Genomic DNA, 25,090 nt, shown 5'->3' with positions numbered 1-25,090 from the left:
AAGTGTGAGCGCTTAAAACGCGTGTGAGCGATGAGCTCTGGAAAGGAGGTGATCCAGCCGCACCTTCCGATACGGCTACCTTGTTACGACTTCACCCCAGTCATGAATCCTGCCGTGGTGACCGTCCTCCTTGCGGTTAGACTAGCCACTTCTGGCAAAACCCACTCCCATGGTGTGACGGGCGGTGTGTACAAGACCCGGGAACGTATTCACCGCGGCATGCTGATCCGCGATTACTAGCGATTCCAGCTTCACGCAGTCGAGTTGCAGACTGCGATCCGGACTACGATCGGTTTTCTGGGATTGGCTCCACCTCGCGGCTTGGCAACCCTCTGTTCCGACCATTGTATGACGTGTGAAGCCCTACCCATAAGGGCCATGAGGACTTGACGTCATCCCCACCTTCCTCCGGTTTGTCACCGGCAGTCTCCCTGGAGTGCTCTTGCGTAGCAACTAGGGACAAGGGTTGCGCTCGTTGCGGGACTTAACCCAACATCTCACGACACGAGCTGACGACAGCCATGCAGCACCTGTGTTACGGCTCCCTTTCGGGCACTCCCACCTCTCAGCAGGATTCCGTACATGTCAAGGGTAGGTAAGGTTTTTCGCGTTGCATCGAATTAATCCACATCATCCACCGCTTGTGCGGGTCCCCGTCAATTCCTTTGAGTTTTAATCTTGCGACCGTACTCCCCAGGCGGTCAACTTCACGCGTTAGCTACGTTACCAAGCCAATGAAGGCCCGACAACCAGTTGACATCGTTTAGGGCGTGGACTACCAGGGTATCTAATCCTGTTTGCTCCCCACGCTTTCGTGCATGAGCGTCAGTATTGGCCCAGGGGGCTGCCTTCGCCATCGGTATTCCTCCACATCTCTACGCATTTCACTGCTACACGTGGAATTCTACCCCCCTCTGCCATACTCCAGCGATGCAGTCACCAATGCAGTTCCCAGGTTAAGCCCGGGGATTTCACATCGGTCTTACATCACCGCCTGCGCACGCTTTACGCCCAGTAATTCCGATTAACGCTCGCACCCTACGTATTACCGCGGCTGCTGGCACGTAGTTAGCCGGTGCTTATTCTTCCGGTACCGTCATCCCCCTGAGGTATTAACCCAAAGGATTTCTTTCCGGACAAAAGTGCTTTACAACCCGAAGGCCTTCTTCACACACGCGGCATTGCTGGATCAGGCTTTCGCCCATTGTCCAAAATTCCCCACTGCTGCCTCCCGTAGGAGTCTGGGCCGTGTCTCAGTCCCAGTGTGGCTGGTCGTCCTCTCAGACCAGCTACGGATCGTCGCCTTGGTGGGCCTTTACCCCACCAACTAGCTAATCCGCCATCGGCCGCCCCTATAGCGCGAGGCCCGAAGGTCCCCCGCTTTCATCCGTAGATCGTATGCGGTATTAATCCGGCTTTCGCCGGGCTATCCCCCACTACTGGACATGTTCCGATGTATTACTCACCCGTTCGCCACTCGCCACCAGGTGCAAGCACCCGTGCTGCCGTTCGACTTGCATGTGTAAGGCATGCCGCCAGCGTTCAATCTGAGCCAGGATCAAACTCTTCAGTTTAAACCTGTTACTGTTTTCGGTTCTCTCGAACCGGTCGCTCACTCAAAGCTGACAGGTCATTGAATAAATTCAAAAACCTGACTTACTTTAGTGTGAGACTCTTGATACTTTTGCTGCTCCCGGCCTCATTCCGAAGAACGAATCCGGGTCGCCACCGCATCAAGCGCCCACACTTATCGGCTGTAAATTTTTAAAGATCGTTCGCGAAGTCGCCGTTAGAACTGCTCAACCACCGGCTTCTTTCTGCGTTGCTGCGTCAGCAGCAGAGAAACAAGATTATGAAGACTGTCTGGCGATTCGTCAACAGGTTTTTTTACTTCGTTCAACCTGCCGCTCAACTTCCCATCACCCGCAGACCCAGTCGCCACAAGGCTTTCGCCTGGGCTTCCCGCCTCCCCGCGCCTTCATCGAAAGCGCGAAAGACCGGAATTCTAGTCACGCAGATGACATCTTGCAAGCGGTTTTTTGACACGCGTGAAATTCGGAAAAACGCGTATGCGGAAACGCCTCAAACGTGGCGTTGCATGACGCGTTCGACGAGCTGCAGATAGTGGTCGAGGTCCGGCGTCGGTTTGCCGGCCACCTTCGCGAGATCGTCCCAGCGACGCAGGCGCACCGCGTCTTCGGCGTGAGGACGCGCAGCGAAATCGCGCGCCTCATCTGCATTGAAGATGCCACCCTGCAATTCGAGGCTGCGCACCGAGTCGGCAGAAAGGCAGCCGAAATACGCTTCATCGACTGCGCACAGATAGCGCTTCGCATCGACGTGCAGGCGGATCGGCTCCAGCACGCTCTCGGGCAACACGGGCCGCAGGAACGGCAGCGCATAGTACTGGTGCAGATCGTCGATGCCGCGCTCGGTCGGCGTCTCGCCTTGACGATTGAGCAGGTGACCCAGATCGTGCAGGAACGCCGCCGCAGTCAGCTCTTCGCTCGCGCCGTCTTCTTCCGCCAGCGCGCCGCTTTGCAGCGCGTGCTCCAACTGCGTGACCGGCTCGCCGCTATAGGCCAATGCGCCATAGGTCTCGAACAGCCCACGAATGTCCGCGAGGCTCAATGCCATCTTCTACTCCTCTACTATGTGAATGCAGCGACGGCCCACAGCCGACCGCCACTTATCGTTCCCGCTACCCTCAGTCACCGCACGATTCGCGCATGCGATTGGCCGATGCATCGGCGTCGCGCGAGGCGAGCGCACTCAACAGCGCCCGATGCCCCGCGTACGATCCGTCCATTGCGCTGTGCGCCGGCGCGGCACACTGCAACGAGAGCCGCAATTCGCTCACGGTCCGCTCATAGGTCTCGCGCAACCTGACGTTGCCAGCGGCCGCGACGAGCGACGCGCGAAACGCGTCGCGCGCTTGCAGGAAGGCCGCCGCCTTCTCGGCGACCACTGCGTCCCGCATCGCATTCAGGTGCTCGCGCAACTCGGCGACCTGCGCCGCGTCGATGCGCGGCGCCAGCATCCGGCACGCCGCTTCGCGCAATGCCGCACACACTTCACCCAACTCGTGGGCCTCCGCCGCGCCGACGCTGCGCACGAATACGCCCCGATGTTTCTCGTTGCGCACGAGGCCCGCCTGCTCCAGCGCGCGAAACGCCTCGCGCACGGGTCCGCGCGACACGGCCAGACGAGCCGCCCAGTCGGCTTCGTTGAGCTTGTCGCCGGGCGCCAGCACGCCCGCCGCGATGCGCCGCTCGATCTCGTCGCGCACGAGTGCAGTGAGCGAATGCTGGCGCACCATGGCAAGCGGCGTCGTATCGGACAACGCCTCAGGATCGCGACCCATATCGCCCGCAGCCCCGCTCGCCTCCCCTTCGGTCATCGAATCTTGCACGTCCCGCCTTGCCTGTCTGTTACGCGCCTGCGGCGCATCGAACCGCATGGCATCCATCCACCTAGTCCGCCCGCCGGCGCGGCGCACGCGCCGCGATCAGCAGCAGCGCCGCCAGCGAGACGAGCAACAGGACCAGCGAGAGCGCCGAAGCCGGCAGGTAGTACCCACGCTCGACCGCGCCCACCACGACGATCGGCACCGTTGCGAAGCCCGGCGGATACACCGTGAGCGTCGCGCCCAGTTCACCGAGCGACAACGCGAAACCGAGCGCGAGACTCGCGCGGATGGCCGGCACGAGTTGCGGCAGCACCACGCGACGCAGCACCATCGAAGGCGGCGCGCCGAGACTCGCTGCCGCTTCGCGCAGCACGGTCAGCTCGGGCCGCAGCGCTGCGGCCGCACATCGATAGCAAAACGGCAGTACGAGCGCGAGCTGCACGAACACGACGATGGCAGCCGAGCTCGACAGATCCACAGGCGCCTTGTGATACGCGATCAGCACCGCGAGGCCGAGCACGACGCTCGGCACGCCGTTGGGCACCATCGCGAGCGTGTCGACGACCGCGCCCAGACCACGCCGGTCGCGCCCTTCGAGCGCGAGTGCGAGCCAGAGGCCGAGCGCCGTACCGAGCACTGCGACGCCGAAGCCGATCTCGAGACTCGTTGCGAGCGCATCGAAGTCGGAGGAGCCGAGGCGCTCGAACCAGCGCGTGCTGAAACCATCGGGCAGGATCGTGCCCGACCAGTGCGACGCGACGCTCGACAACGCGACGACGATCACCGGCAACACGAAAAGCCAGAAGCACAGCAACGCCGCGAAGCCAAGCAATGCCGCGCTGGCAAAGCGCGCAAAGAGGCTGCGCTCCACCGGCCGCGCACGAAGATGCTTGGGCGGCAGCGCGATGCGGTCGGAACCGGCGACAGGATTAGTTGACATTGCGCGCGCCTCCATGACTGCGGCGATTCACGCGCCGATACAGCGCATACAGGGAAAGCGACATGGCAAGCATGACCACGGCGCCAGCCGCGGCCGTCGGCAGATCGAGGTCGACCGTGGCCGAGCTGTAGATCGCCACCGGCAGCGTGATCAGGTGCGCGCTGCCGAGCACGAGCAGAATGCCGAACTCGTTGAACGTCAGCAGAAAGCACAGGATCGTACCCGCGGCGATACCCGGCCACGCGAGCGGCAGGATCACGCGCAGCGCGACCATCCGGGTGTTCGCACCGAGACTGCGGGCGGCTTCGATCAGGCGCATGTCGAGCAGCGCGAACGCGGCGAGCGTCGGGCGCACGACGAAGGGCGCGTAGAACACCACTTCAGCGAGCACGACCCCGCCGATGCCGAACAGGAAGTCGAGCGGCGGCGCCTGCAAATGAAACAGCCGTTGCAGTCCGATGCTCACCGAGCCCTGCGAGCCGTACAGAAAGATCAGCGTGAACGCGACGAGAAACGACGGGAACGCCACGAACAGTTCCAGAAAGCGCGTGACGAGCTGCGCGCCCGGGAACGGCTTGAAGAACAGCAACGCCGCAAGCGCGACGCCAAGCACGGAAGCCAGCCCCGCACTCAGAAACAGAATCCACAAGGTCGTCGCGATCACGCCGCGCGAATCGGGATTGCCGAAGAAAGTCTCGTACGCGTGGAAGCTCAAGCCGTGCGCGCCCGAAAGGCTCAGCAGCACGAGGCGCACGAGCGGATAGACGACGAGCGGCCCGAGGACGAACACGAGCAGAAACGCGATATGCCATTGCGCGCGCCGTTCGCGACGGCGCACGGCGGCGGCGTGCGCGTCGGCGCCGGGCAGCGCCAGGGAGGAATCAGGGGTTGATAAGGACGACATCGTCAGCCTCGTAACGCAGGGACACACGCATGCCTTTCGCCGGCGTCATGCCGTGGCCGCGCTGCATGGTGACGAGCACCGGTTCGTTCGGCATCGCGTCGAGCAGCACCGGCACCGACAGCACGGAGCCATACCATTCGACCGATTCGATCGTGCCGTGCAGCGAGCCTTCGCCGAGCGGCACGACGCGCAGACTCTCAGGACGCAGACACGCAAGCTTGTCGCGCACGTCGTGGCGCGCGTCGCCCACCGGGAACGCGACGTTCGGCGGCAGCAGGTTCGCCGCGCCCAGATAACGGGCCACGTAGGCGTCGTCGGGCGTGTCGTAGAGTTCCTGCGGGGTACCGAGCTGCGCGATGTGGCCGTCGCGCATCAGCAGCGTGCGGTCGGACAATACGAGCGCGTCGTCCTGATCGTGCGTCACGCACACGATCGTCAGATCGGGCAGACGCTCGTGCAGCGCCTTCAGTTCGGAGCGCACCGAAGCGCGCAGATTGGCGTCGAGCGCCGAGAGCGGTTCGTCGAGCAGGAGCACGTCCGGCTCGATCACGAGCGCGCGCGCGAGCGCCACGCGCTGCTGCATGCCGCCCGAGAGCTGCGCGGGCATGACGTGGCCCGCGTCGCCGAGCTGCACGAGCTTGAGGGCGTCGGCCACGCGCCGCGCTATATCGCGCGACGGCACGCGGCGCGCCTTCAACCCGAACGCGACGTTCTCGAACACCGAGAGATGCGGAAAGAGCGCGTAGCTCTGGAACAGCAGACCCAGGTTGCGCTGATGCGGCGGCACATGGGTCAGGTCGCGGCCAGCCACGGTGAGCGAGCCCGCGAGTCCATCGGCTTCGATAAAGCCGGCGATGAAACGCAACAAGGTTGTCTTGCCGCAGCCGCTGCGGCCCAGCACGGTCAACAGTTCGCCGCGGCGGATCGTGAGCGACAGATCGTTGAGGACAGTGCGCGCGCCAAAGCGCACGCTCAGGTGGTCGATCTGCACGCCCGCCGCGCGGGGCGCGTCCGTGGCGTCAGTCAGTCCGGACGCATCCGGCAGCGCGCGGGCCATGCCGGCCGGCGCGAGGCTTGCGGTATTCACCGGGTTAATCTCCTGTCGATGGGACTTGGCGCTTCAGCGCTTAGTGCCATCCCATGTAAAACTATCGGCCAGAGTTGGCGCTTCAGCTGTCGGCCGGAGCTAGTGCTTCAGCACTTACTCCGGTCCCATGCAAAGCCCTTACTCTGGTCCTATGCAAAGCTGCACAGGTAACACTGGTCAATCTCAGGCATTGCCAAATGGCGCACCGCGGCCGCTCTCGCGACCGCGGTTGCAGCCTCTTGCTCGCTGCTTACTTCGGTTTCACGACTTCGAGCTGCTTGTCCGACGAGCCGATCACTTCGCTCTTCCAGCGCGCCGTCCAGTCGGCCTTCTTCGCCATCACCTGGTTCCAGTCCACCGGAATCAGCTTCACACCCTGGATGGCGTGCTTGACCGCTTCGCCGTTCTTGCCCGTGAGCGCCACGTCCGTGCGGCCCGGAATGCCGAAGATGTCCGGCACCTTCGACTGCACTTCCGTCGACATCAGGTAGTCGATCAGCTTCTTGCCTTCAGCCTGGTTCGGGCCGCTCTTGATCAGGCCGATTGCGTACGGCAGCTGGAACGTCGTGGGATGACCGCCAGCGTCGGCCGCGAGGAAGATCGGCTTGAGCGAGAGGCCGCCGTTGGCTGCGTCGTCGAGATCCATCTGCAGGTCGCCGTTGGCCACCGAGATTTCGTTACGCGAGAGCAGCACGTCGAGGTAGCCCGTGCCCTTGGTGTGGAACTTCGCGCTCTGCTCGAGCTTCTTGAGGTAGTCGAACGCCTTGTCTTCGCCCATCAGCGAGGTCGTGAGGATGATCACGGCCATGCCGTCGCCAGCCGTGGCCGGGTTCGAGTACGCGACCTTGCCCGAGTAGTCCGGGTGCAGCAGGTCAGCAAACGTCTTCGGCTCGTTCTTCACGACATCGGGATTGATCGCGAACGAAAAGTAGTTGTTCACGAACGTGGCCCACGAGCCATCCGTCGCCTTCGCGATCGCCGGCACGTTCTTGTAGTTCACGCTCTGGTACGGCTGCAGCAGGCCGCTTTGCTGCGCCTGCTGGATGAACGGCGGCAGCGTGACGATCACGTCGGCCTTCGGCGAGTCCTTCTCGACGTTCGCGCGGTTCACGACTTCGCCGCTGCCCGCCGTCACGATGTTGACCTTCACGCCTTCCTTCTTTTCGAAGGCCGGCAGCACGTCCTTGTAGAGGTTTTCAAGGCCGTCGGCCGTGTACAGCACGACGGCGTCGGCGGCGTGCGCGCTCGCGGCTGCGCCCAGCAGCGCCGCGGCGGCCGCGATCGGCAGCAGCTTGCGTGCAAAACCCGCGCGATGGATTTTCGTGTGGTTCATGTCACTCTCCGAAGGCAAAACCAGATGCTCGGGATACCCGATGCGTTTGTGATTGAATGGATCGAACTGAGCTGAACAATCCGAACTTCGGCGGACTGCGCCGCCTGTCATTGCCCGCCTCTCGGTGGTCTCGCATCGCGGATTGCAGATTGTCTACAATCCGGCGCTTTCCACCTGAACCAGCCGGGCCGGCGAAGGCGCGATGTTGCCGCTCGCCTCGCTGACCGGCCCATCTGGACGGGCCCCGCAAGAATCACAGGTTTTGATGACAGGCGCATGACGATTGTGGCGTTTGTCAAAAAATTCCACAATTCGCCAATATTCGACAAGCCACATAGCCGCGCAGATTCCGCCGCTCGCGCGTTGGCGGCGGGTATGGACTTGCTACATGTGCAAAAGCAAACGCGGCGCCGCCAGAAGACTCAGGCGATGACGAGCTCGGGCCCGCGCGCGGTGATGGCGCGCGCGACGCTCTTTTCGGGCGCCAGCTCGGTGATGACGTAGCGCGCCTGCTCGAAGCCGTTGATGCGCACGGGCGTCACGCGCCCGAACTTCGAATGATCGGCGACGACGATCGCGCAGGCCGTGGCCGCGAGCATGCGGCTGCGCACCTCGGCGACCATGCGCGAGTAGTCGGTGAGCCAGCCGTCGGCGGTGATGCCGCCCGCGCCGACGAACGCGAAGTCGGCGTGGTACTGGGCGAGTTGCTGCACGGTGTCGAGGCCGAAGGTCGCTTCCTCGTGGTCGGACAGCTCGCCGCCCAACAGCGTGACGCGGTTCTCGTTGCGGCGGCCGAGCAGGAGCGCAATGCGCCAGTCGTTGGTATAGACCGTGAGCCGATGACGGTCGGTGAGCGCACGCGCGAGCGCATGCGTGGTGCTGCCCGAATCGATGATGACCGAGGCGCCGTCGGGCACGAACTCCGCCGCGCGTTCGCCGATCGCGCGCTTGGCGCTCGCGTTGGCGGCTTCGCGCACGTCGAGATCGGGCTCGCGGCGGTCGCTGGAAAGCGCGCCGCCGTGGGTCGTGACAAGCAGCCCGCGCTCCGCGAGCGTATTGAGGTCGCGCCGGATCGTCTCGCGGGAAACGCGCAGTTCGCGCACGAGATCCGCCACGGAAAGCGCGCCCGTCCGGTTCACTTGCGAGAGGATGTATTGGTGACGTTGTTCAGCGAGCATCTCGGTGGGCGCGGGTCGTGCGTGGATAAAGACGCGGGTAATGAAGTGAATCCGGCGTGCAATCGACGCGAATCCGGAAAAGCCGCCGTATTGTATTACGCACGCGCGCAACGAGCCTGCGCTGCCATCTCGCGAGCATCCCTGCTAATCTCGTGGAGACCGCGCGCTCACACGACGCCCGCTTCGCCGACCATTGGAATTCATGCGTTCACGACTTCGTCAATTGCGTCTGCTGTTTTGTGCACTGCGTTATGGCTTCAGGCTGATCTGGCTCGCCGCGCCCGAGCATCACAAGCTGCACTGGTTCCTCACGCTCGCCTCGAACCTGCACGGCGACCCGCGTCTCGCTTCGCGCCTGCATGGATCGCTGCCGCGTCTCGCCCCGCTCGTCGCCGCCTTCGCGCAAACGCTGGCTACGCGCCCCGAACTCGCGGGCGCGACCTTGCATGATGCGATCGACACAATCGAGCATTTCGAAGAGCCCCTCGCGGGAGAGGCGCTCAACGCCACGCTGCACGCCGCGCTCGGCAAGCCACCCGAATCGGTGCTCACGTGGATCGACCCCGCGCCGGCCCACAACGGCTGGTGCGAGCAGACGCACCTCGCGCGGCTCGCGCTGCCGGTGAACGGTCATCAAACGATCACGCTGCGCGTGCTGCGCACGAAACAGGTCCAGGAAGTCGACGATGACGCCGCGCTTCTCTGCGCCGTGGCCCGCTGGATCGAACGCTTTTCACGCGCCGCGCGCAGGCTGCAGTTGCACGCGCTCGCACAGGCGCTGCGCGAGGATCTGCAGCGGCGCTTCGACCTGCGGGCCCAGGCCGCTAACCTGAGCCAGAGCGGCCATCAACTCGGTGACGACCCGCGTATCGTCGTGCCCGATGTGATCTGGGACCTCTGCACCCCTCAGACGATCGCGGTGCAGCACATCGACACCGTGGGCGCGACCGATATCGCCGGACTTGCCGAGCACCACATCAACGTCACGCAGGTGGCGGCGCATCTGATCGAAGTGGTCACGCGCCAGGCGTTCGAACACGGTTTCTTTCATGCGGCTCTCGACGCCAGGCGGGTCGCGGTGAGCGTCGAGCCTGAGACGCGCGGGCGCCTCGTGCTCGCGGGCGCCGCGCTGATGACGAGCCTTTCCTCGCCTGAACGCGAATTCTTCGTGCACGGCGCAACAGCGTTGTTCGAGCAGGACTACGGCCGGCTCGCGACCCTGCATCACGTGGCGGGCCACGTGCCCGCTCACGCGCGCACCGAACAGATCGAGGCGGAATTGCGCACCCGCAGCGAAGCGCATTTCGCAAGCGACACCGACGAGCGCAGCGCGGGCGCGCTGTTCCATCATCTGCTGCATTCCGTGCAGCCGTTTGGAGGCGAAGTCTCGCCGCGCCTCGTGGCGGCGCAGCGCGCGTTCGGCCAGGCCGAGCAACTGGCTCGCTCGATTCATCCGGGCGTGGACGCGTGGGGCATTGCGCGGCACACGCTCGCCGACATCGCGCGCCGGGATCTCGGCCATCACGGCTGGATCCGGCGACTCTCGCAAGAGTTGCCACACCTCGCGCAAATCGCACCGCGCGTGCCGCAGATGGTGTTCCGTTTCCTCGAGCACCACGCGAGAGCCGGGCACGGTCTCGCTACGGGACAGGCCACCCAGCAGGCCGCGTTGCTCGATGCGTGGCGCCGCGAGCATCGGCGCACGCGCGCGCTGCTGCTCGCCTGCGCGGTCTGCGGCGGCTTGATTGGCGTGACGGCTGTGTTGTTTGCAGGCTAAACCGCCACTCGTGTGCCGGCTTCGTGACGTCTGCATTGCCGGAACGGAAACGGGCTGGGCAGTTAGTTGCATTCGGCAACCCGAGCGGCGTGCCACTGAGCCAGTGCAGTCCTGAACAAGACCGCAACCTGCGCGTTGCGCGATACTCCGAGCCTTTCGTGTTTCTCACGCGTAGCGTTCGCGCGCGCCCTTTTCGATACCGATGCTCGCCACTTTCGCCCCCGCCCTTTTCGTCGTCCTTTGGTCGACGGGATTCGTCGTCGCGCGTGCCATTGCGCCCTACGCCGATCCCAACCTCTTCCTGCTCGCGCGTTTCTCAGGCACGGCAGCGCTGTTTGCGATCGTCGCGCTGGCAATGCGCGCGCCCTGGCCTCGCGGACGCGAAATCGGCAAACATCTCTTCGCGGGTGCGCTCTTGCAAGGCGTGTATCTGGGCGCGGGCTACTGGGCGGTCGCGCAGGGCCTGAGCGCGGGCGTGATGGCGCTCCTCGGCGCGCTCCAGCCGCTCCTGACGGCTGCGATCGCGGCACGGATGTTCGGCGAGCGCCTGCCGCCGCGGCGCTGGTCGGGCATGTCGCTCGGCCTCGCCGGCGTCGTGCTCGTGTTGAGCCCAAAGTTGTACGCCACCATGCACGCTGCCGGCGGCACGATCGCCGACGCCGCTGCGGCTACCGCTACCACGCACATGCACGCTCACGCGAATCCGCTGCTCGTCGTGGCAGTCGCGGTGGTGTCGGTCGGATCGATCACGGCGGGCACGCTTTACCAGAAGACATCGCTCGCGCAAGCCGACATTCGCAGCGCAAGCGCCGTACAGAACCTGGGCGCGGCCATCGTGGCCGCCGTGCTTGCGCTCGTGCTCGGCGAGACGCGCTGGATCGCAACGCCGACGCTGTGGTTCTCGCTGGCGTGGGGCATCGCGATGCTTTCGGGCGCGGGCGTGACGTTGCTCGTGTGGATGGTGCGCCACGGCGACGCCGCGCGCGCCACCGCGCTGCTCTTTCTCGCGCCGCCGCTCGCGGCGCTCGAAAGCTGGCTGCTGTTCGGCGAAACGCTCACGCCCATGCAGATGGCGGGCTTCGGCGTCGCGCTCGCGGGCGTGCTCATTGCGCGACGCGCCTAGCACCGGCGCTGCGAAACGCGCGCGGCGAATGGCAGCAATGGTGGCCGCACCCTCGCCGGATCGCGCGATCAGTCGGCTGTGTCGCCACCGGCCGGCACCTTCGCGCGCGCCTTGCCGCCGGGCGCCGGCGACCACGCCGGGCGCGTCTTGCGCTCCGAATCGACCACGACGATAAAGCGTCCCGCCCACGGCGTGATCTCGCGGTCCGAGTGCAGCACCCACAGCGACTTGCCCGAGTCGACCAGCGCCTGGTATTCGGCGTCGATGATGCCGTTATGGTCGATGAACGCATTGAGCGTCGCCGGAATCCGCACGCAGCCCTTCGAGTGGCGGATGCCGAGCAGCGGCTCGAGGCGGTCGGGGTCGGTGGCGTGCATCTGGAAGCGCATCTGCGAATAGCCGCCCTTGCCCCAGCCGCGTTCGCCGTCCACCCAGCCGAGGTCGTAGATGCGCATGTCGCGCCGGCCGTAGCCGCGTATGTTGTTCTGGTTCATGGTGCCTTCCGCGCGGAAGTCCATGTTCTGCGGCGTGTGCTCGAACACGCCGAGTGGCGTGAGGAAGTGGTCGAACTCGCCGGGACGTCCGGTCGCGACCGGCGACGCCCCGATCATGAGCCACGGCTCGTTGGGCATGGCCCGGAAGTAGATGAAGAGCGCCTGCACATTCGCGCTGCGATCGACGAGGATGACGAATTCGCCCGACAGCGCGCCGAGATCTTTCTCATCGAGCGCCGCCTGCAGACGCTGGCCGTAGGCGCGCTGGTCGGCGAGCGGCACACGCAGACGCCGGTTGACGTCGCGTGCGAAGCGCTTGCGCATTTCGAGCGCACCGCGGGTTTCTTCGGCGGCCTCTTCTGGCGAGAGCGCCCGATGGACGGGTAGCACGAGCGCGGGTGGCGCGGAAGCGGCCAATGCGGCGGAGGCGGAGGCCGAGGAAGCGGCCGACGCCCCCGAGGCGCTTGAGACCGCCGACGCAGGCGCTGGAGCCGAAGCGGCGGAAGCTGCCTTGGCAGCTGGCCGAACCGAAGACACACCCGACGCAGCCAATGCAGCGGATGCGCCAGGAACAACTGGCTTCGACGCTGCCTGCACCGGCGCGCTGCGCAAGGCGCCGGAGGCCACGTGCGCGCTGGAGGCCGTCACGCTGTCGGCGGCATAAGCGGTGCTTGCCGCCCATGAAGCGCAAAACGAGGCGCAAAGCGCGGCCAGCGTTGCGCGGTACGCCTGCGCGCCAATCCACTGCGTCCTATGATGGGGATGGTTCGAGGCGTCGCCTCGCACGCGAGCGCCCATGCGCCGCAAAACATTGTCGTTCATCGTGAGTCCGGCCGATTGTGCGTCTTGTCTGAAGTCGGATACGTCGGGCGCCGTGCTATGCGGCGTCGCTGACAGCGCCACGACGACCCGACATTAAACCAGACAACGCAGACTGCACGCGCATGCCGCGTGCGCAGCCAATTAAGGAACCGCCCATGCCCGCCCACCTGGACGCCAACGCCGCGGACGCCAATGCCGACCGCCTCGCCCGCCAGCAACGCATCATCGCCGAACTGAACGTCGCCGGGCATTTCGACGCGCAAGCCGAAATCGGCCGCCGCGTCGGTTTTCTCGCGCAGCGCCTCCAGGCGAGCGGCCTGCAAACGCTCGTCCTCGGCATCAGCGGCGGCATCGACTCCGCGACGGCCGGGCGCCTCGCGCAACTGAGCGTGGAGAGCCTGCGGGCGCAGGGCCAGACGACCGCACGTTTCATCGCGATGCGGCTGCCCTACGGCACCCAGCGCGACGAAGCAGACGCCGCCGCCGCGCTCGCCTTCATCGCCGCGGACGCAACCCTGACCGTGGACATGCGCCCCGCCGCCGACGCGATGCTCGCCTCGCTCACGGCGAGCGGTCTGGCGTTCGCCGACGAAAGCGCGCAGGACAAGGTTCACGGCAACATCAAGGCGCGCGAGCGGATGATCGCGCAGTACGCAGTGGCCGGCGCACGAGCGGGACTCGTAATCGGCACGGACCACGCGGCGGAATCGCTGATGGGCTTTTTCACGAAGTTCGGCGACGGCGGCGCCGACGTGCTGCCGCTCGCGGGCCTGAACAAGCGGCGCGTGCGCGCGCTCGCGCGCTTGCTCGGCGCACCGCCCACGCTGGTGGAGAAAACGCCCACTGCGGATCTGGAAACGTTGCGCCCGCTGCATCCGGACGAAGACGCCTACGGGATCGGCTATGACGAGATCGATGACTTTCTGGAGGGCAAGCCGGTAAGCGAACGCGCGTACGAGACGATCTTTCGCTTCTACGAGGCGACGCGCCACAAGCGCGCGCTGCCCTACGCGCCATACGACGCCGCCGACGTCATGCGCTGACGCGCGGCGGGAAGGGCTCGGTTGCGTGGGCGCTTAGTTGCGTCGCTTCACCGGCTCGTCGTCCTCGAACGGCGGCGCGCTCACCTTTAGCGCCACGCCGGCGAGGCGGCGGGATTGCAATTCGTGCGCCACGGCGTCGGCCACGTAGGGCAGGTCGGAGTCGAGTTCGAGGTCCGCGTGCGCGTTGGACGTGCCAGCGTCATAAACGGTGATGCCCTTGGCGTACTTGCCGAGTTCGCGCTCGAAAAAGCTGCGCACGTCCTGCTCGCTGCAGGTTTCGGGAATATTCCAGACGGTCACGTGCATGACGGCCTACCTCGCGAGAAATTCGGAACTGACGCGCCGCGCTCAGCGGAACCGGCGGGGTTGCGCCGCGCGTACGCGTACCGGCTGCAGGCTCGCGCGAGCGCGCGAACGGGTCCACGCCACCTGGCCGAGCACGGCAGCGACGCCAAGCAGCAAAAGGCTGGACGTAAGCATTGTTGTGACTCCCTTTTGTTGATCAATGTCAGCATAGTCGCATTCGCTGAGCGGTGCGCTGCGGCATATTGTCTGGCAGCGGATAAGCAACGGATTGCCCACCGCGCATGCCTGACTCGCGACGCAATCAGCGTACCCGAGGAGGCGCGCGCGAACCGGCGCCTCAGGACCCGTCGTCGCGGCTCGCCGAGGTCGTCTCGTCGGCGGACCCGCCGCAGTCCATGCGAGTGAGGCGATCATACTGGTGCACCCAGTTGCCGGTGATCGCAGCCTGTGCCTGGGCCAGCGTCATGCGCCCCGCGCACACGCAACGCTTCAGGCGCACCGTGAGCAGCGACTTGCGGCGCTCGCCGGCGTGGCCCCCCCACGGGATCAGGTCGAAGTTGGCCGTGGCGTCCGGCGAGCCGCCAAGGACGATCGGCACGTGCCGGTCGAGCGCGTAGCCCACGCCATCGTCGGTGTCGATGCCGCGCGCCGCGAGCATGCGATCCTTCAGCGCCATGGTCTGGTCGAACGGCGGCGCCACGGTGTCGGCATAACCCGGACGGCAGATCGTGTCAGTCACCGACTCTTGCGTGACACGCGTATCGAGAAGCCGTGGATCTTGCGCGGATGCAGCCTGCGCCGCGCTGCCCGTTGCGAGCGCCAGCAGCGAAATGCGCAGCACTCGGGCGCGCCACCGCGGCGCGCCAGTGCGACAAACAATGCCTTCTGCCATGCGGCGCGCGATGCGGCGTATTGCTGCCTTTTCTGCGTTCATGGTTGAGCGCATCGTGCAGCACGATGCGGAATGGATGGTGAGTGCCCGGTTATTAGACCACAATCAATATTTGTCGGGGCAATTGCGCACATCGGCAAAACGGCGTGCGGTGTCGCGCATCGCGCGCCGGCCCGCACGCCCTCCCCGCGAGCGCCCGCAACTTCGGCATTTCACAAGGAATTTTTGATCTGTAATCCCAGGTAATTTACACGCCCGGCGAAGTGGCCCTGGCCATTCGGCCGATGGCAGCACGCAACGCGATAGCGCATAATGGGCCGCCCGGTCAGCTCCAAAGCGGAGCGCATCGCGCGCATTCGAAGAAACGAGGAAACCCCATGTCCATTTCCATGTATCAAGCATCGGTGCCCGTGCTCGTGCGCGGCCTCACCAATCTGCAGAACATCATCGGCAAGGCGCAGGCACACGCGGCGGAAAAGCAGATCGACCCCTCCGTGCTGACAGGCGCACGGCTGTTCCCCGACATGCTGCCGCTCACGCGCCAGATCTACATCGCCACCGACACGGCAAAGGGCTGCGCTGCGCGCCTCGCCGGCGTGGAGCCCCCGAAATTCGAAGATGTCGAGGTCACGTTCGACGAGTTGCACGCGCGAATCCAGAAAACCATCGACTATCTGAATACGTTCAAACCGGAGCAGATCGACGGCACGGAAGCGCGCAGCATCACGCTCAAGATGCGCACCGGTCCGATCGAGTTCACGGGCCAGAGCTATCTGCTCGGCTTCGTGCTGCCCAACTTCTTCTTCCATGTCACCACGGCCTACGACATCCTGCGTCACAACGGCGTGGAGTTGGGCAAGCTCGACTACCTGGGCGCGCGCTAACGCGAGGCGCTTAACCGCGAGCCACAAAAAAACGTGCGGCGCCTTGCGCGCCGCACGCCTTCACACAACCGTCCTGTACGCCTAATGCGTCAATCGAGCGAGAGCCGCAGCGCAAAGCCGATCAACGCGGACGAGAACGCCCACTTCTGAATCGTCTGCGCGAGCGGATGACGGCGCAGCCACACAGCAATGCGCGCGGCGCCCAGCACGTAGATCACGTCGAAGAGCGCGCATACGGCAACCAGCACTACGCCCAGCACCGAAACCTGTAGCCAGACCGAGCCCGCCTCTGGCCGGATGAACTGCGGCAGCAGCACCGAGCAGAACAGCAGCGCCTTCGGGTTCAGCAGGTTCGTGAGCAGCCCCTTGGCGAAATCGGCACGGCGTGGCCGCGCCACGGCTACGCCCTCCTGTTCCGGCATGGCAAACGCCGGCGCGCGGAAGATCTGCACGGCGATCCACGTGAGATAAGCCGCGCCCACGTAGCGCACCACTTCATAAAGCCACGGCGCGTTGCGCAGCAAGGCCGCGAGGCCACAGGCGGAAAGCGTCACGTGGGTCGCGCGCGCGAGCCCGAGGCCGCAGGCCGCCGCGAAGCCGCTGCGCGTGCCGCGGCTCATGCTGGTCTGCATCACGAGCGCCATGTCGGCGCCGGGCAGCGCGCAGACAATAATCAGGGCGACGATGAACATCAACAGCAGGTGGGCGGAAATCATGTTGGCCTCGTTTGAAAGAGGCTCTATCTTGCCGCTACATGAAGAGCGATTTCTGGCGTTTTTCATACCGTGCGCGCCAGAGATTAGCGGAATACGCTAAGATTTCCGAATCTTCAAAAGAACTCCCCTACCGCCATGAGCGACCTCGATAAACTCGACCGGGCGATACTCGGCGCGCTGCAAACCGACGGGCGCATGCCGAACGCGCGGCTCGCCGAAACGATCGGCCTGAGCGAAACGCCCTGCGCACGGCGCCTCAAGCGCCTCGAACAGGAGGGCTATATCGAGCGTTACCGGGCCATGCTCTCGCGTCGCGCGCTCGGCTATGGCGTGGTGGGATTCGTCTCGGTGCGCTTTGCGGTGCACGACCGCGCGCTCGCCGACCGCTTCGAGCGCGAGGTGCTGGCGATCGAGCGCATTCTGTCGTGTCACAACGTATCCGGCACGGCGGACTATATTTTGCAGGTGGTGGCCCGCGATCTCGACGACTACGGCACTTTCATGCGCGACCAGTTGCGCAGCCTGCCCGGTGTCACGTCCGTCGAATCGGCGCTGTCGCTGCGCGAAGTGAAGGCCGAGGGCGGCCTGCCCCTGCCCTGAACCTACCCAACATCATTTACGTAAGAACGGAGCTTTCGATGACCCCAGAACAGGCACGAGCCGAAGAAGCCGCCGCCATGGAGCGCGTGCTGACTGCGACCCAGCGCGTCAAGTCGGCGTTCACCTCGCTGCAGTCGCAGTTTCCGCCGGAAGGCGACGGCCGTCCGTCGCAATTCGCGCTGCAGACCTTCGACATGGCGCTCCAGGAACTGGAAGACGCCCAGGCCGCCTTCGACGAGATGCTCAACGAACTGCTCGACGGCGAGCGCTGATTGCGCACCCGTTCGCTGCGCGCCCCGCAAAGTTTGAAGAGCGCGCAGCGTACCATCGATTTCATCTACGATTCGGATTCCAGATTAATTTCCACGAAACATGACTGATGACATCGGCGTTCCCGTCACCGTGCTCGGCGTGGGCGTCGTCGTACGCGACGGCGACGCGTGGCTGCTCGGCCTGCGCAAAAGTGCGTGGGGACGCGACACGTGGGCATTCCCGGGCGGCAAGGTCGACCCCGGCGAAGATCCGCTCGCCGCGGCCGCGCGCGAGCTGCGCGAGGAAACCGGCCTGGCGCTGATCGAGGCACACGCAGCGGGCTGGGCCAGCGGCTGGCTCGAAGCGGGCCGCGTGCGCCATGTGACACTGTTCGTCGAGGCCGCCGCGCCGGGCACGCCGATCGTTGCCGAGCCCGACAAGTGCGCGCGGTGGGCGTGGTTCACGCGGGATGCCTTGCCTGCCGAACTGTTCGAGCCCACCCGCCTCTACTTCGAAACCCGCTTCGAAACCCGCTTCAAAACTCGCTAGCGCGTCGCGGCTGCGGCGCGCTCCCGCACAAACGCCGCGATACGCTCGCAGGCCTCGACGAGCCTCGCCTCGTCCACGACGAAACCAAGCCGCACGTAGCCGTTTGCGGTTTCCCCAAACGCGCTCGCGTCGAGCACGGAAACCTTCTGCGCCTCGAAAAGCTGCCAGGTGAACGCGTGCGTGTCGAGGCCCGTGCCGCGAATGTCGATCATCATGAACATGCCCGCTTCCGGCAACAGGCACTTGAGTCCCGGCACACCCGCCAGCCGCTCGTAGACGATGTCGCGCCGGCGGCGATAGATCTCGCGCATCTCGGCGACAATCTGCGCGCGCTGGTCGAGCGCCGTGATCGCCGCCTCCTGAATGAAGCCGGGCAGCCCGTAGAGCATGCAGAGCGCGAGCCGCGCCAGATGCGCGATCATCGTTTCCGGCGCGATCACCCAGCCGAGGCGCCAGCCCGGCATGGCATGCGACTTCGAGAGGCTGCCGAGCGTGACCGTGCGCTCCGCCATGCCGTCGAGCGCGGCGATGCTCACGTGCTCGCGCTCGAACGTGAGGTCGGCGTAGACCTCGTCGGAGAGCACCCACAGGTCATGGCGCTTCGCCAGCTGCGCGACGCGTTCGAGGTGCGCGCGCGGCATCACCGCGCCGGTGGGATTGCACGGCGTCGCGAAGAAAATCGCGCGCGTACACGGCGTGATGGCGGCCTCGAGTCCATCGCAGTCGAGGTGAAAGCCGTTCTCGGGATCGACGGGCACCGGCACGAGCGTGGCGCCCGACGCGCGAATCGCGGCCTCGTAGGTCAGGTACATCGGCTCTGGCACGAGCACTTCGTCGCCGGCTTCCAGCAAACACAGCGACGAAGCGAACAGGCCGTTCTGCGCACCCGCGCAGAGAATCACGTTCTGCGCGCCGACCGCACGCCCGCTTTGCTGCGCATGCTCGCGCGCAATCGCCTCGCGCAGCGGTTCGCGGCCCATGATGGCCGAGTAGTGCGTATCGCCTTCGCGCAGCGCGGCCACGGCGCGCTCGACAATGGGCGCGGGCGTGCCGAAGTCCGGGTCGCCCACGCTCAGCACGATCACATCCTCGCCACGCGCGGCGGCCTGCACCGCTGCGTGATGAATCTCCCACGCCGTCGTGCGACGGCCCTGCAACCGCTCGACCAGATTCGAATACTTCATCTTCCGCGACTCTCCCGAACATGCGGCGCGCATGGCGCGCCGGGGCGTTCAAACCGTTCCTGTTGATTCCTGTTGATTCGTGCGTGCAACGCGTGTGCAACGATACCAAGGAACGATGCCGCTGAGAAATGGCGACGTGCTCATGTACGTGTCCAACATGGTGTTAGTATTTCCAGCCTGCTGGAAGATCTTGTTTGCGCGGCTCCATGTCCTCACCCTACGAAGTCCCGGCGCTGCGGCGCATTCATGACATTCTCGACGCGCTCGCGCACGCGCCCGGCCCGATGCGCGCGGCGGCCATCGCGCAGGCCACCGGTCTCTCGCGCAGCACGCTCTACCTGATGCTCGACTCGCTCGAACGGCGGCGCTGGATCGAAAAACGCGCCGACGGCTATATCGTCGGCCTCACCCTGTTCGAACTCGGCAGCGCCTACGTGCGGCACGACCGGCTCCAGGAAGTGTTCCGCCAGGAAGCGAGCGTATTCGTCGCAACGCATAACGAAGTCGTTCAACTTGCCGTGCTGGATGGCGCGGAAGTCGTTTATCTCGCGCGCGAAGACCCCGCGCGGCCCGTGCGTCTGATCTCCGATCTCGGCTCGCGGCTGCCCGCGCACTGCTGCGCACTGGGCAAGGCGCTGCTCGCCAGCCTTCCCGATGACGAGGTCAGCGCGATCCTGCCGCGCCAGCTGCCCGCCGTGACCGCCAACACCATCACGCGCAAGCCCGACCTGCTTGCGGCGCTCGCCGCGATACGCCGCTCCGGCCTCGCGCACGAGCGCGAAGAAGTGACGGCGGGAATTGCGTGCTTCGCGGCGTTCGTGGGCGTGACGGCGCTAGGCAAGCGCGTGGCGGTCAGCGCGAGTCTGCCGCTGGAGCGGCTGGATGCGCGCCGAGAAAAGCGCCTCGCCATCGCGGTGGTCGAGATGGCGCAGCGCATCGCCAAGGGGCTTTGACGACGCGTACGTGTTCAAGCGCTCGCGCGCGGCACGACGGTGTATTGAATGCGGGTTTTGACGGGATATTGCGCGCTCGCGCCGTCCGCTGCCGCGAGGGCGGCGACGATCGCCTCGCCCGTGCGCTGGCCAATGCCGTAGGCATCGACCGAAATCGTGGTGATCGCCGGATAGCAGCACGCCGCGATCTCGAAGTTGCCGAAGCCCGCAACCGCGATATCGCGCGGTACGCTCAGGCCGCGCCGCTGGCACTCCATGATCGCGCCGAACGCCGACATGTCGCTCACGCACATCACGGCTTCGGTGTCGGGCCAGCGCTCGAGCAGCTCGGCCATGGCGGGCGCGCCGTGGCTCATCGTGACCGGCGAGCCGCCCAGTTGCACGACACGGTGCTTGTCGAGCCCGAGTGCCTTCATCTCCATCTGATAGCCCTTGAGGCGATCGAGGCCGCGCCGGTCCAGATCGCCCGCGCCGCCGAGAAAACCGATGCGGCGATGACCCTTGTCCGCGAGATAGCGCACCATCTCGCGCGCCGCGCTCACGTTGGAAAAGCCCACGGCCATGTCGATGGGCTCCGCGGGCAAGTCCCACATCTCGACGACCGGCACGCCCGAGCGCTGCAGCAGCGTGCGCGTGGCGTCGGTATGCTGCGCGCCCGTGAGCGCGATGCAGCGCGGCTGGTGGCGCAGCATCTGCCGCACGAGACGCTCCTCGCGGTCGAGGAAGTAGTCGGTGTCGCCTATGAGCAGTTCCAGCCCTTGTGGCTCGAGCACGGCGGTCAGGCCGCTCACGGTGTCCGAGAAGTTCGAGCTGGAAAGCGATGGCACGAGCACGGCGACGAACGACGAACGCCCCGAGGAGAGCGCGCCGGCCGCTGCGTCGGCCACGTAACCCAGCTCGTCGATAGCGCGCTGCACACGCTCGCGTGTCGCCTCCGACGCGCTGCGCCCCGCCATCACGCGGGACACCGTCATCTTCGAAACGCCCGCGAGACGGGCGACATCCGACATGCGGGGCGGCGTGGCTTTCGGAGCGCTGGTTTTGGACATCGCGGCTGGAAGGCAAAATAAAAAGAACGCATATCATAACGGCTGTGCCTTTCTTTTCCCTGGTTTCGAGCCTTCAAATGCACCCGCCTTCGTAGGCATCCATTTAATTCGTGATCCTAATATTTTCACGAAATCGCCGCGCAGCAGCGCCCCACTGGATTCGGGAATCCGGGAATTCGGTCACAATCGAAGAGCGGCGCGACAAAATGCGCATGCCCGCGCAAACGTCCGCCGCCCACCTACGAGCCAGGAGGAGACTTGCCATGTCAGGACCCGCCCGCACCATTGCCGAGAAACGCGCTGAGTTTCGAGCGCTGCATGCCACCGGTTGCTTCGTGCTGCCGAACCCTTGGGACGTGGGCAGCGCGCGCTATCTCCAGAGCCTCGGCTTCAAGGCGCTCGCGACCACCAGTTCCGGGTTCGCATGGTCGCGCGGCCATGCCGACAACACCCTGCCGCGCGACGCGATCCTCGCGCACCTGCGCGAGATCGTCGCGGCCACCGACCTGCCCGTGAACGCCGACTTCGAAAGCGGTTTCGGCGCGGATCCGGCGGGCGTCGAAGCAAGCGTGGGCCTGGCCGTCGAAACAGGTGTCGCCGGGCTTTCCGTGGAAGATTCGACCGGCGACGACGCCGCGCCGCTGCTGCCGATCGAGGTGGCCGTCGAGCGCATGCGCGCCGCGCGTCGCGCCATCGACGCGCGTGGCGGCGACACCGTGCTCGTTGGCCGAGCGGAGAACTTCGTGGCAGGCGTGCCCGACCTCGACGACGCCATCGCGCGCTTGCAGGCGTATGCAGCGGCGGGAGCGGATTGCCTCTACGCGCCCGGTATCCAGACACGCGAGCAGATCGTGGCCGTCGTGAGCGCCGTCGCGCCGAAGCCGGTGAACGTGCTGATTGGCGCGAAGTCGGTCTTCACGCTGGACGATCTCGCCGCACTCGGCGTGCGCCGCGTGAGCGTTGGCGGCGCACTCGCCCGCACTGCGTGGGGCGCTTTCCTGCACGCCGCGCAACGGCTCACCGAAGGGCGTTTCGACGGTTTCGAAGGCGCGGCGCCCGGCGCGACGCTCAACGCCGCTTTCCGTAGCAAAACCTGACTACGCTGCGTGTGCGATGTGCGCGATTTGTGCTACCCGCGCGGCTTGCGCGCAGAACGACGAAGGCGAGGTGACACCGGCGCGCGCGCGCCGGTGACGTTGGCCGCCTCGCCAAAGCACGCCAGCGCCCACGCCACGAACGCCCGCTGCTTGGAGGCTTGCGCGCGGCGATCCGCGTAAAGCAGGTGCATGGGCCGCACCGGCGCCGCATACGCCTCGAGCAGCGGCACGAGCCGCCCCGCCGCCACCGAAGGCGCCAGGTTCGGCTCGCCCGCGAGCACGATGCCCACGCCCGCTTCCGCCGCCGCGATCAGCGCGCGCGTGTCGTTGCTGCGCAGTTGGCCGCGCGGCTCGATTTCGATCTGCGTGTCGCCGTCCTTGAAGATCCACGTCTGCGGCGCCGGAAAGCTGTCGAACGCGTAATCGAGGCACACGTGCTGTGCGAGTTCGCGCGGATGCACCGGCGTTCCATGTGCGGCGAGATAGGCGGGCGCGGCGCACGGCACGAGCCGATAAGGCGCGAGCGCTCGCGCGACCAGTTGCGAGTCGGGCAGCGCGCCAATGCGAAACGCGACATCGAATCCATCCTGCAAGAGATCGAACTGCCGGTCGCTCAGCACGAGATCGACTTTCACGTCCGGGCACGCCGCGAGAAAGGCCTTGATTTCATGCGCCAACCGAAAGGCGCCGAACGAGACGGGCGCCGTCACGCGCAGCGTGCCTTGCGGATGGGCGGTTTGCGCGAGCGCGACGGCGTCCGCCGCAGCCGCCTCTTCGAGCACGCGCCGGCAGGCTTCGAAATAGGCGCGGCCGGCTTCCGTGAGTGCGTGCTTGCGCGTCGAGCGCTGGAGCAGGCGCACGCCTAGCGTCTTTTCCAAAGCGTCGACGTGCTTGCCCGCCATCTGCGGCGTCATCGCGAGCATGCGCGCCGCCGCCGTGAACGAACCCGATTCCGCTGTTTTCACGAACACGGTCATGCTGGTCAATTTGTCCACGATTAGAAACCCATCATTTCAAGTGTTTCACCCGGATGGCTAATTATCACATGGGAGTTTCGGCGCTACGCTGGGGTCTCCATTGCAAAACACGGGGATTCCCATGAACGAACATCGATTGACTGTCGGCATTCTCGGCGCGGGCGAGATTGGCTCGACGCTGGGCAAGCTTCTCGCTCAGGCGGGCCATGAGGTGATGCTGTCGTCGCGTCATCCCGAGGCGCGCGCGGAAGAAGCGAAGGCGCTGGGCTGCGGGATCGGCACGCTGGAGGAAGCCGCTGCGTTCGGCGAGATCGTGATCGTGGCGCTGCCGCTGTTGGCGCTCGGCGAAATACCGGTCGAAGCACTCGCCGGGAAAGTCGTCATCGACACCATGAACTACTACCCCGCGCGCGACGGCGCCATCGCCGCGCTCGACGAATACCGCGCCGCCACGAGCGAGCACGTTGCGCAGCAACTGAATGGCGCACGCGTAGTCAAGGCGTTCAATGCGATTCTCGCGTACGACTTGCCGCGCGAAGAGCGGCCGCAAGTCGAGGGCGGGCGGCGCGCGCTGCCCGTCGCGGGCAACGATGACGAGGCGAAGGCGCTCGTGGCCGCGTTGCATGCACAGCTCGATTTCGACGCGCTCGACACAGGTCCGCTCGCCGATAGCTGGCGCTTCGAGCGCGCAAAGCCGGCCTATTGCGTTCCGCTGAACCGCACGCAACTGCGCGCCGCGCTCGCTGCTGCCGAGCGCGACAAGGAGCTGCCGCATGGTTCATGGCGACGTAAGCCGCGGGCGGATGAACGCACGCTAAAGTCTTGACGATTGCCTGGCATACCGAATCAAACGGCGCGAAATCGCCATGACCCGGATGCGGACGACGTCAAGTTCAAGCAGAGAGGAAGTGACGCGCGGGCCTGAACGGCCCGGCGAGCGCCGCCGGATGCGGCAGCGCTAAACAACGAGGCGCAGCAGGCGCTGCGCCTTGCAAGCCGAGCTTAGTCGTAGTGACGATGCTTGTGGCGCTTGCCGTGATAGCCGCGCGAATAGTCGTCGGCATAGGAGTTCGAGCGCGAGACATTGCCGCCGAGCGCCGAGCCTGCACCGCCGCCCACCGCCGCGCCGATCAGGCCGCCCGTGCGGCCGCCCATGGCGTTGCCCGCCGCCGTGCCTGCGCCGCCGCCGAGCGCGCCGCCGATGATGGCGCCCGTGCGCTCGCGACGATTCGAGGTGACCGCGCCACCCGCGCCGCCGCCCACCGCGCCGCCGATCACGGCGCCGGTGCTGCCGCCCACTGCGCCACCCAAAGCCGCGCCGGCGACGCCGCCAAGCGCGCCACCCAGTGCGTTGTTCATATCGCCGGCCAGCGCCGGCAGCGAGGCCGCAGCAGTCAGCGCAGCAACGGCAACCATCTGGATGAGTTTCTTCGACATAGTTGTTCTCTTACGTTTTTGAGACGGAACCGAGTATAGCGGCCAAAGTGAAAGGTCTTTGTAACGCCACCGGCCGCACGCCGT

At 65.7% G+C, this 25,090-nt stretch carries 26 protein-coding genes and 1 rRNA gene; 10 read left to right on the top strand and 17 right to left on the bottom strand.

What is annotated here, in order from left to right; translation table 11 throughout:
• Nucleotides 1-41 precede the first annotated feature (41 nt).
• From FAZ97_RS15885 to FAZ97_RS15850, 8 genes are all read right to left on the bottom strand, one after another.
• Nucleotides 42-1,574 (bottom strand): 16S ribosomal RNA (locus FAZ97_RS15885).
• Nucleotides 1,575-2,082: 508 nt separating this feature from the next.
• Nucleotides 2,083-2,637, bottom strand: a complete 555-nt coding sequence (locus FAZ97_RS15880; RefSeq protein WP_158759424.1) for a phosphonate degradation HD-domain oxygenase — start codon at nucleotides 2,635-2,637, stop codon at nucleotides 2,083-2,085.
• 70 nt (nucleotides 2,638-2,707) lie between these two features.
• Complete coding sequence (locus FAZ97_RS15875) at nucleotides 2,708-3,364, bottom strand: GntR family transcriptional regulator (RefSeq protein ID WP_158760949.1); 657 nt, start codon at nucleotides 3,362-3,364, stop codon at nucleotides 2,708-2,710.
• 109 nt (nucleotides 3,365-3,473) lie between these two features.
• Complete coding sequence (gene phnV, locus FAZ97_RS15870) at nucleotides 3,474-4,349, bottom strand: 2-aminoethylphosphonate ABC transport system, membrane component PhnV (protein ID WP_158759423.1); 876 nt, start codon at nucleotides 4,347-4,349, stop codon at nucleotides 3,474-3,476.
• Nucleotides 4,339-5,253, bottom strand: a complete 915-nt coding sequence (locus FAZ97_RS15865; RefSeq protein ID WP_158759422.1) for a 2-aminoethylphosphonate ABC transporter permease subunit — start codon at nucleotides 5,251-5,253, stop codon at nucleotides 4,339-4,341. Before FAZ97_RS15865 ends, phnV begins: the two co-directional genes overlap by 11 nt.
• On the bottom strand, nucleotides 5,231-6,340 hold the full coding sequence (gene phnT, locus FAZ97_RS15860) for a 2-aminoethylphosphonate ABC transport system ATP-binding subunit PhnT (RefSeq protein ID WP_158759421.1): 1,110 nt from the start codon (nucleotides 6,338-6,340) through the stop codon (nucleotides 5,231-5,233). Before phnT ends, FAZ97_RS15865 begins: the two co-directional genes overlap by 23 nt.
• A 250-nt stretch (nucleotides 6,341-6,590) precedes the next feature.
• Nucleotides 6,591-7,673, bottom strand: coding sequence for a 2-aminoethylphosphonate ABC transporter substrate-binding protein (phnS, locus tag FAZ97_RS15855; protein WP_158759420.1), 1,083 nt, complete (start codon nucleotides 7,671-7,673; stop codon nucleotides 6,591-6,593).
• A gap of 422 nt (nucleotides 7,674-8,095) precedes the next feature.
• Nucleotides 8,096-8,851: a DeoR/GlpR family DNA-binding transcription regulator gene (locus tag FAZ97_RS15850; protein WP_028202504.1), complete on the bottom strand. Its 756-nt coding sequence runs from the start codon at nucleotides 8,849-8,851 to the stop codon at nucleotides 8,096-8,098.
• Nucleotides 8,852-9,053: 202 nt separating this feature from the next.
• Here FAZ97_RS15850 and FAZ97_RS15845 point away from each other — a divergent pair, with 202 nt between their 5' ends.
• Nucleotides 9,054-10,628, top strand: coding sequence for an ABC1 kinase family protein (locus tag FAZ97_RS15845; protein ID WP_158759419.1), 1,575 nt, complete (start codon nucleotides 9,054-9,056; stop codon nucleotides 10,626-10,628).
• A 202-nt stretch (nucleotides 10,629-10,830) separates the two neighbouring features.
• The gene (locus FAZ97_RS15840) at nucleotides 10,831-11,751 is read left to right on the top strand and encodes a DMT family transporter (protein WP_158759418.1); all 921 of its coding nucleotides are present in this window, start codon (nucleotides 10,831-10,833) and stop codon (nucleotides 11,749-11,751) included.
• Between the two features lie 68 nt (nucleotides 11,752-11,819).
• Here the strand turns inward: FAZ97_RS15840 and FAZ97_RS15835 are convergent, their stop codons facing one another.
• Nucleotides 11,820-13,043, bottom strand: a complete 1,224-nt coding sequence (locus tag FAZ97_RS15835; RefSeq protein ID WP_407671884.1) for a L,D-transpeptidase — start codon at nucleotides 13,041-13,043, stop codon at nucleotides 11,820-11,822.
• A 179-nt stretch (nucleotides 13,044-13,222) separates the two neighbouring features.
• Here FAZ97_RS15835 and nadE point away from each other — a divergent pair, with 179 nt between their 5' ends.
• A complete protein-coding gene (gene nadE, locus FAZ97_RS15825) occupies nucleotides 13,223-14,110 on the top strand; it encodes an ammonia-dependent NAD(+) synthetase (protein ID WP_158759415.1) in 888 nt (295 codons plus the stop codon).
• Nucleotides 14,111-14,143: 33 nt separating this feature from the next.
• Here nadE and FAZ97_RS15820 read toward each other — a convergent pair whose 3' ends face one another.
• The 3 genes from FAZ97_RS15820 to FAZ97_RS15815 all read right to left on the bottom strand — a co-directional run bounded on the left by FAZ97_RS15820 (nucleotide 14,144) and on the right by FAZ97_RS15815 (nucleotide 15,257).
• On the bottom strand, nucleotides 14,144-14,416 hold the full coding sequence (locus FAZ97_RS15820) for an RNA-binding protein (protein WP_158759414.1): 273 nt from the start codon (nucleotides 14,414-14,416) through the stop codon (nucleotides 14,144-14,146).
• 42 nt (nucleotides 14,417-14,458) lie between these two features.
• Nucleotides 14,459-14,590, bottom strand: coding sequence for a hypothetical protein (locus tag FAZ97_RS35615; protein ID WP_267904748.1), 132 nt, complete (start codon nucleotides 14,588-14,590; stop codon nucleotides 14,459-14,461).
• 163 nt (nucleotides 14,591-14,753) lie between these two features.
• Nucleotides 14,754-15,257, bottom strand: a complete 504-nt coding sequence (locus tag FAZ97_RS15815) for a hypothetical protein (RefSeq protein WP_407671849.1) — start codon at nucleotides 15,255-15,257, stop codon at nucleotides 14,754-14,756.
• 428 nt (nucleotides 15,258-15,685) lie between these two features.
• Between FAZ97_RS15815 and FAZ97_RS15810 the strand changes: the two genes are divergently transcribed.
• The gene (locus FAZ97_RS15810) at nucleotides 15,686-16,192 is read left to right on the top strand and encodes a DUF1993 domain-containing protein (RefSeq protein WP_158759413.1); all 507 of its coding nucleotides are present in this window, start codon (nucleotides 15,686-15,688) and stop codon (nucleotides 16,190-16,192) included.
• Nucleotides 16,193-16,281: 89 nt separating this feature from the next.
• On the opposite strand, the gene FAZ97_RS15805 is transcribed toward FAZ97_RS15810, so the two are convergent.
• Entirely contained in the window at nucleotides 16,282-16,908 is a 627-nt protein-coding gene (locus tag FAZ97_RS15805) for a LysE family translocator (RefSeq protein WP_158759412.1), read from the bottom strand.
• A 135-nt stretch (nucleotides 16,909-17,043) separates the two neighbouring features.
• On the opposite strand from FAZ97_RS15805, the gene FAZ97_RS15800 reads away from it, so the two are divergent.
• The 3 genes from FAZ97_RS15800 (at nucleotide 17,044) to FAZ97_RS15790 (ending at nucleotide 18,309) form a co-directional block, all read left to right on the top strand.
• Nucleotides 17,044-17,508, top strand: coding sequence for an Lrp/AsnC family transcriptional regulator (locus tag FAZ97_RS15800; protein WP_158759411.1), 465 nt, complete (start codon nucleotides 17,044-17,046; stop codon nucleotides 17,506-17,508).
• Nucleotides 17,509-17,546: 38 nt separating this feature from the next.
• Complete coding sequence (locus FAZ97_RS15795; protein ID WP_158759410.1) at nucleotides 17,547-17,780, top strand: hypothetical protein; 234 nt, start codon at nucleotides 17,547-17,549, stop codon at nucleotides 17,778-17,780.
• A 100-nt stretch (nucleotides 17,781-17,880) separates the two neighbouring features.
• The gene (locus FAZ97_RS15790) at nucleotides 17,881-18,309 is read left to right on the top strand and encodes a nucleotide triphosphate diphosphatase NUDT15 (RefSeq protein WP_158759409.1); all 429 of its coding nucleotides are present in this window, start codon (nucleotides 17,881-17,883) and stop codon (nucleotides 18,307-18,309) included.
• On the opposite strand, the gene FAZ97_RS15785 is transcribed toward FAZ97_RS15790, so the two are convergent.
• Nucleotides 18,306-19,493, bottom strand: coding sequence for a pyridoxal phosphate-dependent aminotransferase (locus FAZ97_RS15785; protein WP_158759408.1), 1,188 nt, complete (start codon nucleotides 19,491-19,493; stop codon nucleotides 18,306-18,308). The two genes, FAZ97_RS15790 and FAZ97_RS15785, sit on opposite strands and share 4 nt — an antisense overlap.
• A gap of 206 nt (nucleotides 19,494-19,699) precedes the next feature.
• Here FAZ97_RS15785 and FAZ97_RS15780 point away from each other — a divergent pair, with 206 nt between their 5' ends.
• On the top strand, nucleotides 19,700-20,446 hold the full coding sequence (locus FAZ97_RS15780; protein ID WP_158759407.1) for an IclR family transcriptional regulator: 747 nt from the start codon (nucleotides 19,700-19,702) through the stop codon (nucleotides 20,444-20,446).
• Between the two features lie 14 nt (nucleotides 20,447-20,460).
• Here FAZ97_RS15780 and FAZ97_RS15775 read toward each other — a convergent pair whose 3' ends face one another.
• The gene (locus FAZ97_RS15775) at nucleotides 20,461-21,456 is read right to left on the bottom strand and encodes a LacI family DNA-binding transcriptional regulator (RefSeq protein ID WP_158759406.1); all 996 of its coding nucleotides are present in this window, start codon (nucleotides 21,454-21,456) and stop codon (nucleotides 20,461-20,463) included.
• 302 nt (nucleotides 21,457-21,758) lie between these two features.
• On the opposite strand from FAZ97_RS15775, the gene FAZ97_RS15770 reads away from it, so the two are divergent.
• Entirely contained in the window at nucleotides 21,759-22,592 is an 834-nt protein-coding gene (locus tag FAZ97_RS15770; RefSeq protein WP_158759405.1) for an isocitrate lyase/PEP mutase family protein, read from the top strand.
• Nucleotides 22,593-22,624: 32 nt separating this feature from the next.
• Here FAZ97_RS15770 and FAZ97_RS15765 read toward each other — a convergent pair whose 3' ends face one another.
• Nucleotides 22,625-23,587, bottom strand: coding sequence for a LysR family transcriptional regulator (locus FAZ97_RS15765; RefSeq protein ID WP_158759404.1), 963 nt, complete (start codon nucleotides 23,585-23,587; stop codon nucleotides 22,625-22,627).
• 103 nt (nucleotides 23,588-23,690) lie between these two features.
• Between FAZ97_RS15765 and FAZ97_RS15760 the strand changes: the two genes are divergently transcribed.
• Nucleotides 23,691-24,395 carry an NADPH-dependent F420 reductase gene (locus FAZ97_RS15760; protein ID WP_233271771.1) on the top strand — a complete coding sequence of 235 codons (705 nt, stop codon included), beginning with the start codon at nucleotides 23,691-23,693 and terminating at the stop codon, nucleotides 24,393-24,395.
• Between the two features lie 176 nt (nucleotides 24,396-24,571).
• Here FAZ97_RS15760 and FAZ97_RS15755 read toward each other — a convergent pair whose 3' ends face one another.
• On the bottom strand, nucleotides 24,572-25,006 hold the full coding sequence (locus FAZ97_RS15755; RefSeq protein ID WP_158759403.1) for a hypothetical protein: 435 nt from the start codon (nucleotides 25,004-25,006) through the stop codon (nucleotides 24,572-24,574).
• Nucleotides 25,007-25,090: the final 84 nt, after the last annotated feature.

The sequence above is a fragment of the Paraburkholderia acidiphila genome (assembly GCF_009789655.1).
Classification (GTDB): domain Bacteria; phylum Pseudomonadota; class Gammaproteobacteria; order Burkholderiales; family Burkholderiaceae; genus Paraburkholderia; species Paraburkholderia acidiphila.
Note: the sequence above shows the minus strand (reverse complement) of the source record. Positions and strands in the feature narration are given on the sequence as shown.

Coding starts and splice junctions, on each gene's coding strand:
- FAZ97_RS15810 (WP_158759413.1), top strand. CDS start 15,686: ATGTCCATTTCCATGTATCAAGCATCGGTGCCCGTGCTCGTGCGCGGC.
- FAZ97_RS15755 (WP_158759403.1), bottom strand. CDS start 25,006: ATGTCGAAGAAACTCATCCAGATGGTTGCCGTTGCTGCGCTGACTGCT.
- FAZ97_RS35615 (WP_267904748.1), bottom strand. CDS start 14,590: ATGCTTACGTCCAGCCTTTTGCTGCTTGGCGTCGCTGCCGTGCTCGGC.
- FAZ97_RS15760 (WP_233271771.1), top strand. CDS start 23,691: ATGAACGAACATCGATTGACTGTCGGCATTCTCGGCGCGGGCGAGATT.
- nadE (WP_158759415.1), top strand. CDS start 13,223: ATGCCCGCCCACCTGGACGCCAACGCCGCGGACGCCAATGCCGACCGC.
- FAZ97_RS15840 (WP_158759418.1), top strand. CDS start 10,831: ATGCTCGCCACTTTCGCCCCCGCCCTTTTCGTCGTCCTTTGGTCGACG.
- FAZ97_RS15835 (WP_407671884.1), bottom strand. CDS start 13,043: ATGGGCGCTCGCGTGCGAGGCGACGCCTCGAACCATCCCCATCATAGG.
- FAZ97_RS15780 (WP_158759407.1), top strand. CDS start 19,700: ATGTCCTCACCCTACGAAGTCCCGGCGCTGCGGCGCATTCATGACATT.
- FAZ97_RS15770 (WP_158759405.1), top strand. CDS start 21,759: ATGTCAGGACCCGCCCGCACCATTGCCGAGAAACGCGCTGAGTTTCGA.
- FAZ97_RS15790 (WP_158759409.1), top strand. CDS start 17,881: ATGACTGATGACATCGGCGTTCCCGTCACCGTGCTCGGCGTGGGCGTC.
- FAZ97_RS15875 (WP_158760949.1), bottom strand. CDS start 3,364: ATGGGTCGCGATCCTGAGGCGTTGTCCGATACGACGCCGCTTGCCATG.
- FAZ97_RS15880 (WP_158759424.1), bottom strand. CDS start 2,637: ATGGCATTGAGCCTCGCGGACATTCGTGGGCTGTTCGAGACCTATGGC.
- FAZ97_RS15820 (WP_158759414.1), bottom strand. CDS start 14,416: ATGCACGTGACCGTCTGGAATATTCCCGAAACCTGCAGCGAGCAGGAC.
- FAZ97_RS15850 (WP_028202504.1), bottom strand. CDS start 8,851: ATGCTCGCTGAACAACGTCACCAATACATCCTCTCGCAAGTGAACCGG.
- FAZ97_RS15845 (WP_158759419.1), top strand. CDS start 9,054: ATGCGTTCACGACTTCGTCAATTGCGTCTGCTGTTTTGTGCACTGCGT.
- phnS (WP_158759420.1), bottom strand. CDS start 7,673: ATGAACCACACGAAAATCCATCGCGCGGGTTTTGCACGCAAGCTGCTG.
- FAZ97_RS15865 (WP_158759422.1), bottom strand. CDS start 5,253: ATGTCGTCCTTATCAACCCCTGATTCCTCCCTGGCGCTGCCCGGCGCC.
- FAZ97_RS15785 (WP_158759408.1), bottom strand. CDS start 19,493: ATGAAGTATTCGAATCTGGTCGAGCGGTTGCAGGGCCGTCGCACGACG.
- FAZ97_RS15775 (WP_158759406.1), bottom strand. CDS start 21,456: ATGTCGGATGTCGCCCGTCTCGCGGGCGTTTCGAAGATGACGGTGTCC.
- phnV (WP_158759423.1), bottom strand. CDS start 4,349: ATGTCAACTAATCCTGTCGCCGGTTCCGACCGCATCGCGCTGCCGCCC.
- FAZ97_RS15805 (WP_158759412.1), bottom strand. CDS start 16,908: ATGATTTCCGCCCACCTGCTGTTGATGTTCATCGTCGCCCTGATTATT.
- FAZ97_RS15800 (WP_158759411.1), top strand. CDS start 17,044: ATGAGCGACCTCGATAAACTCGACCGGGCGATACTCGGCGCGCTGCAA.
- FAZ97_RS15795 (WP_158759410.1), top strand. CDS start 17,547: ATGACCCCAGAACAGGCACGAGCCGAAGAAGCCGCCGCCATGGAGCGC.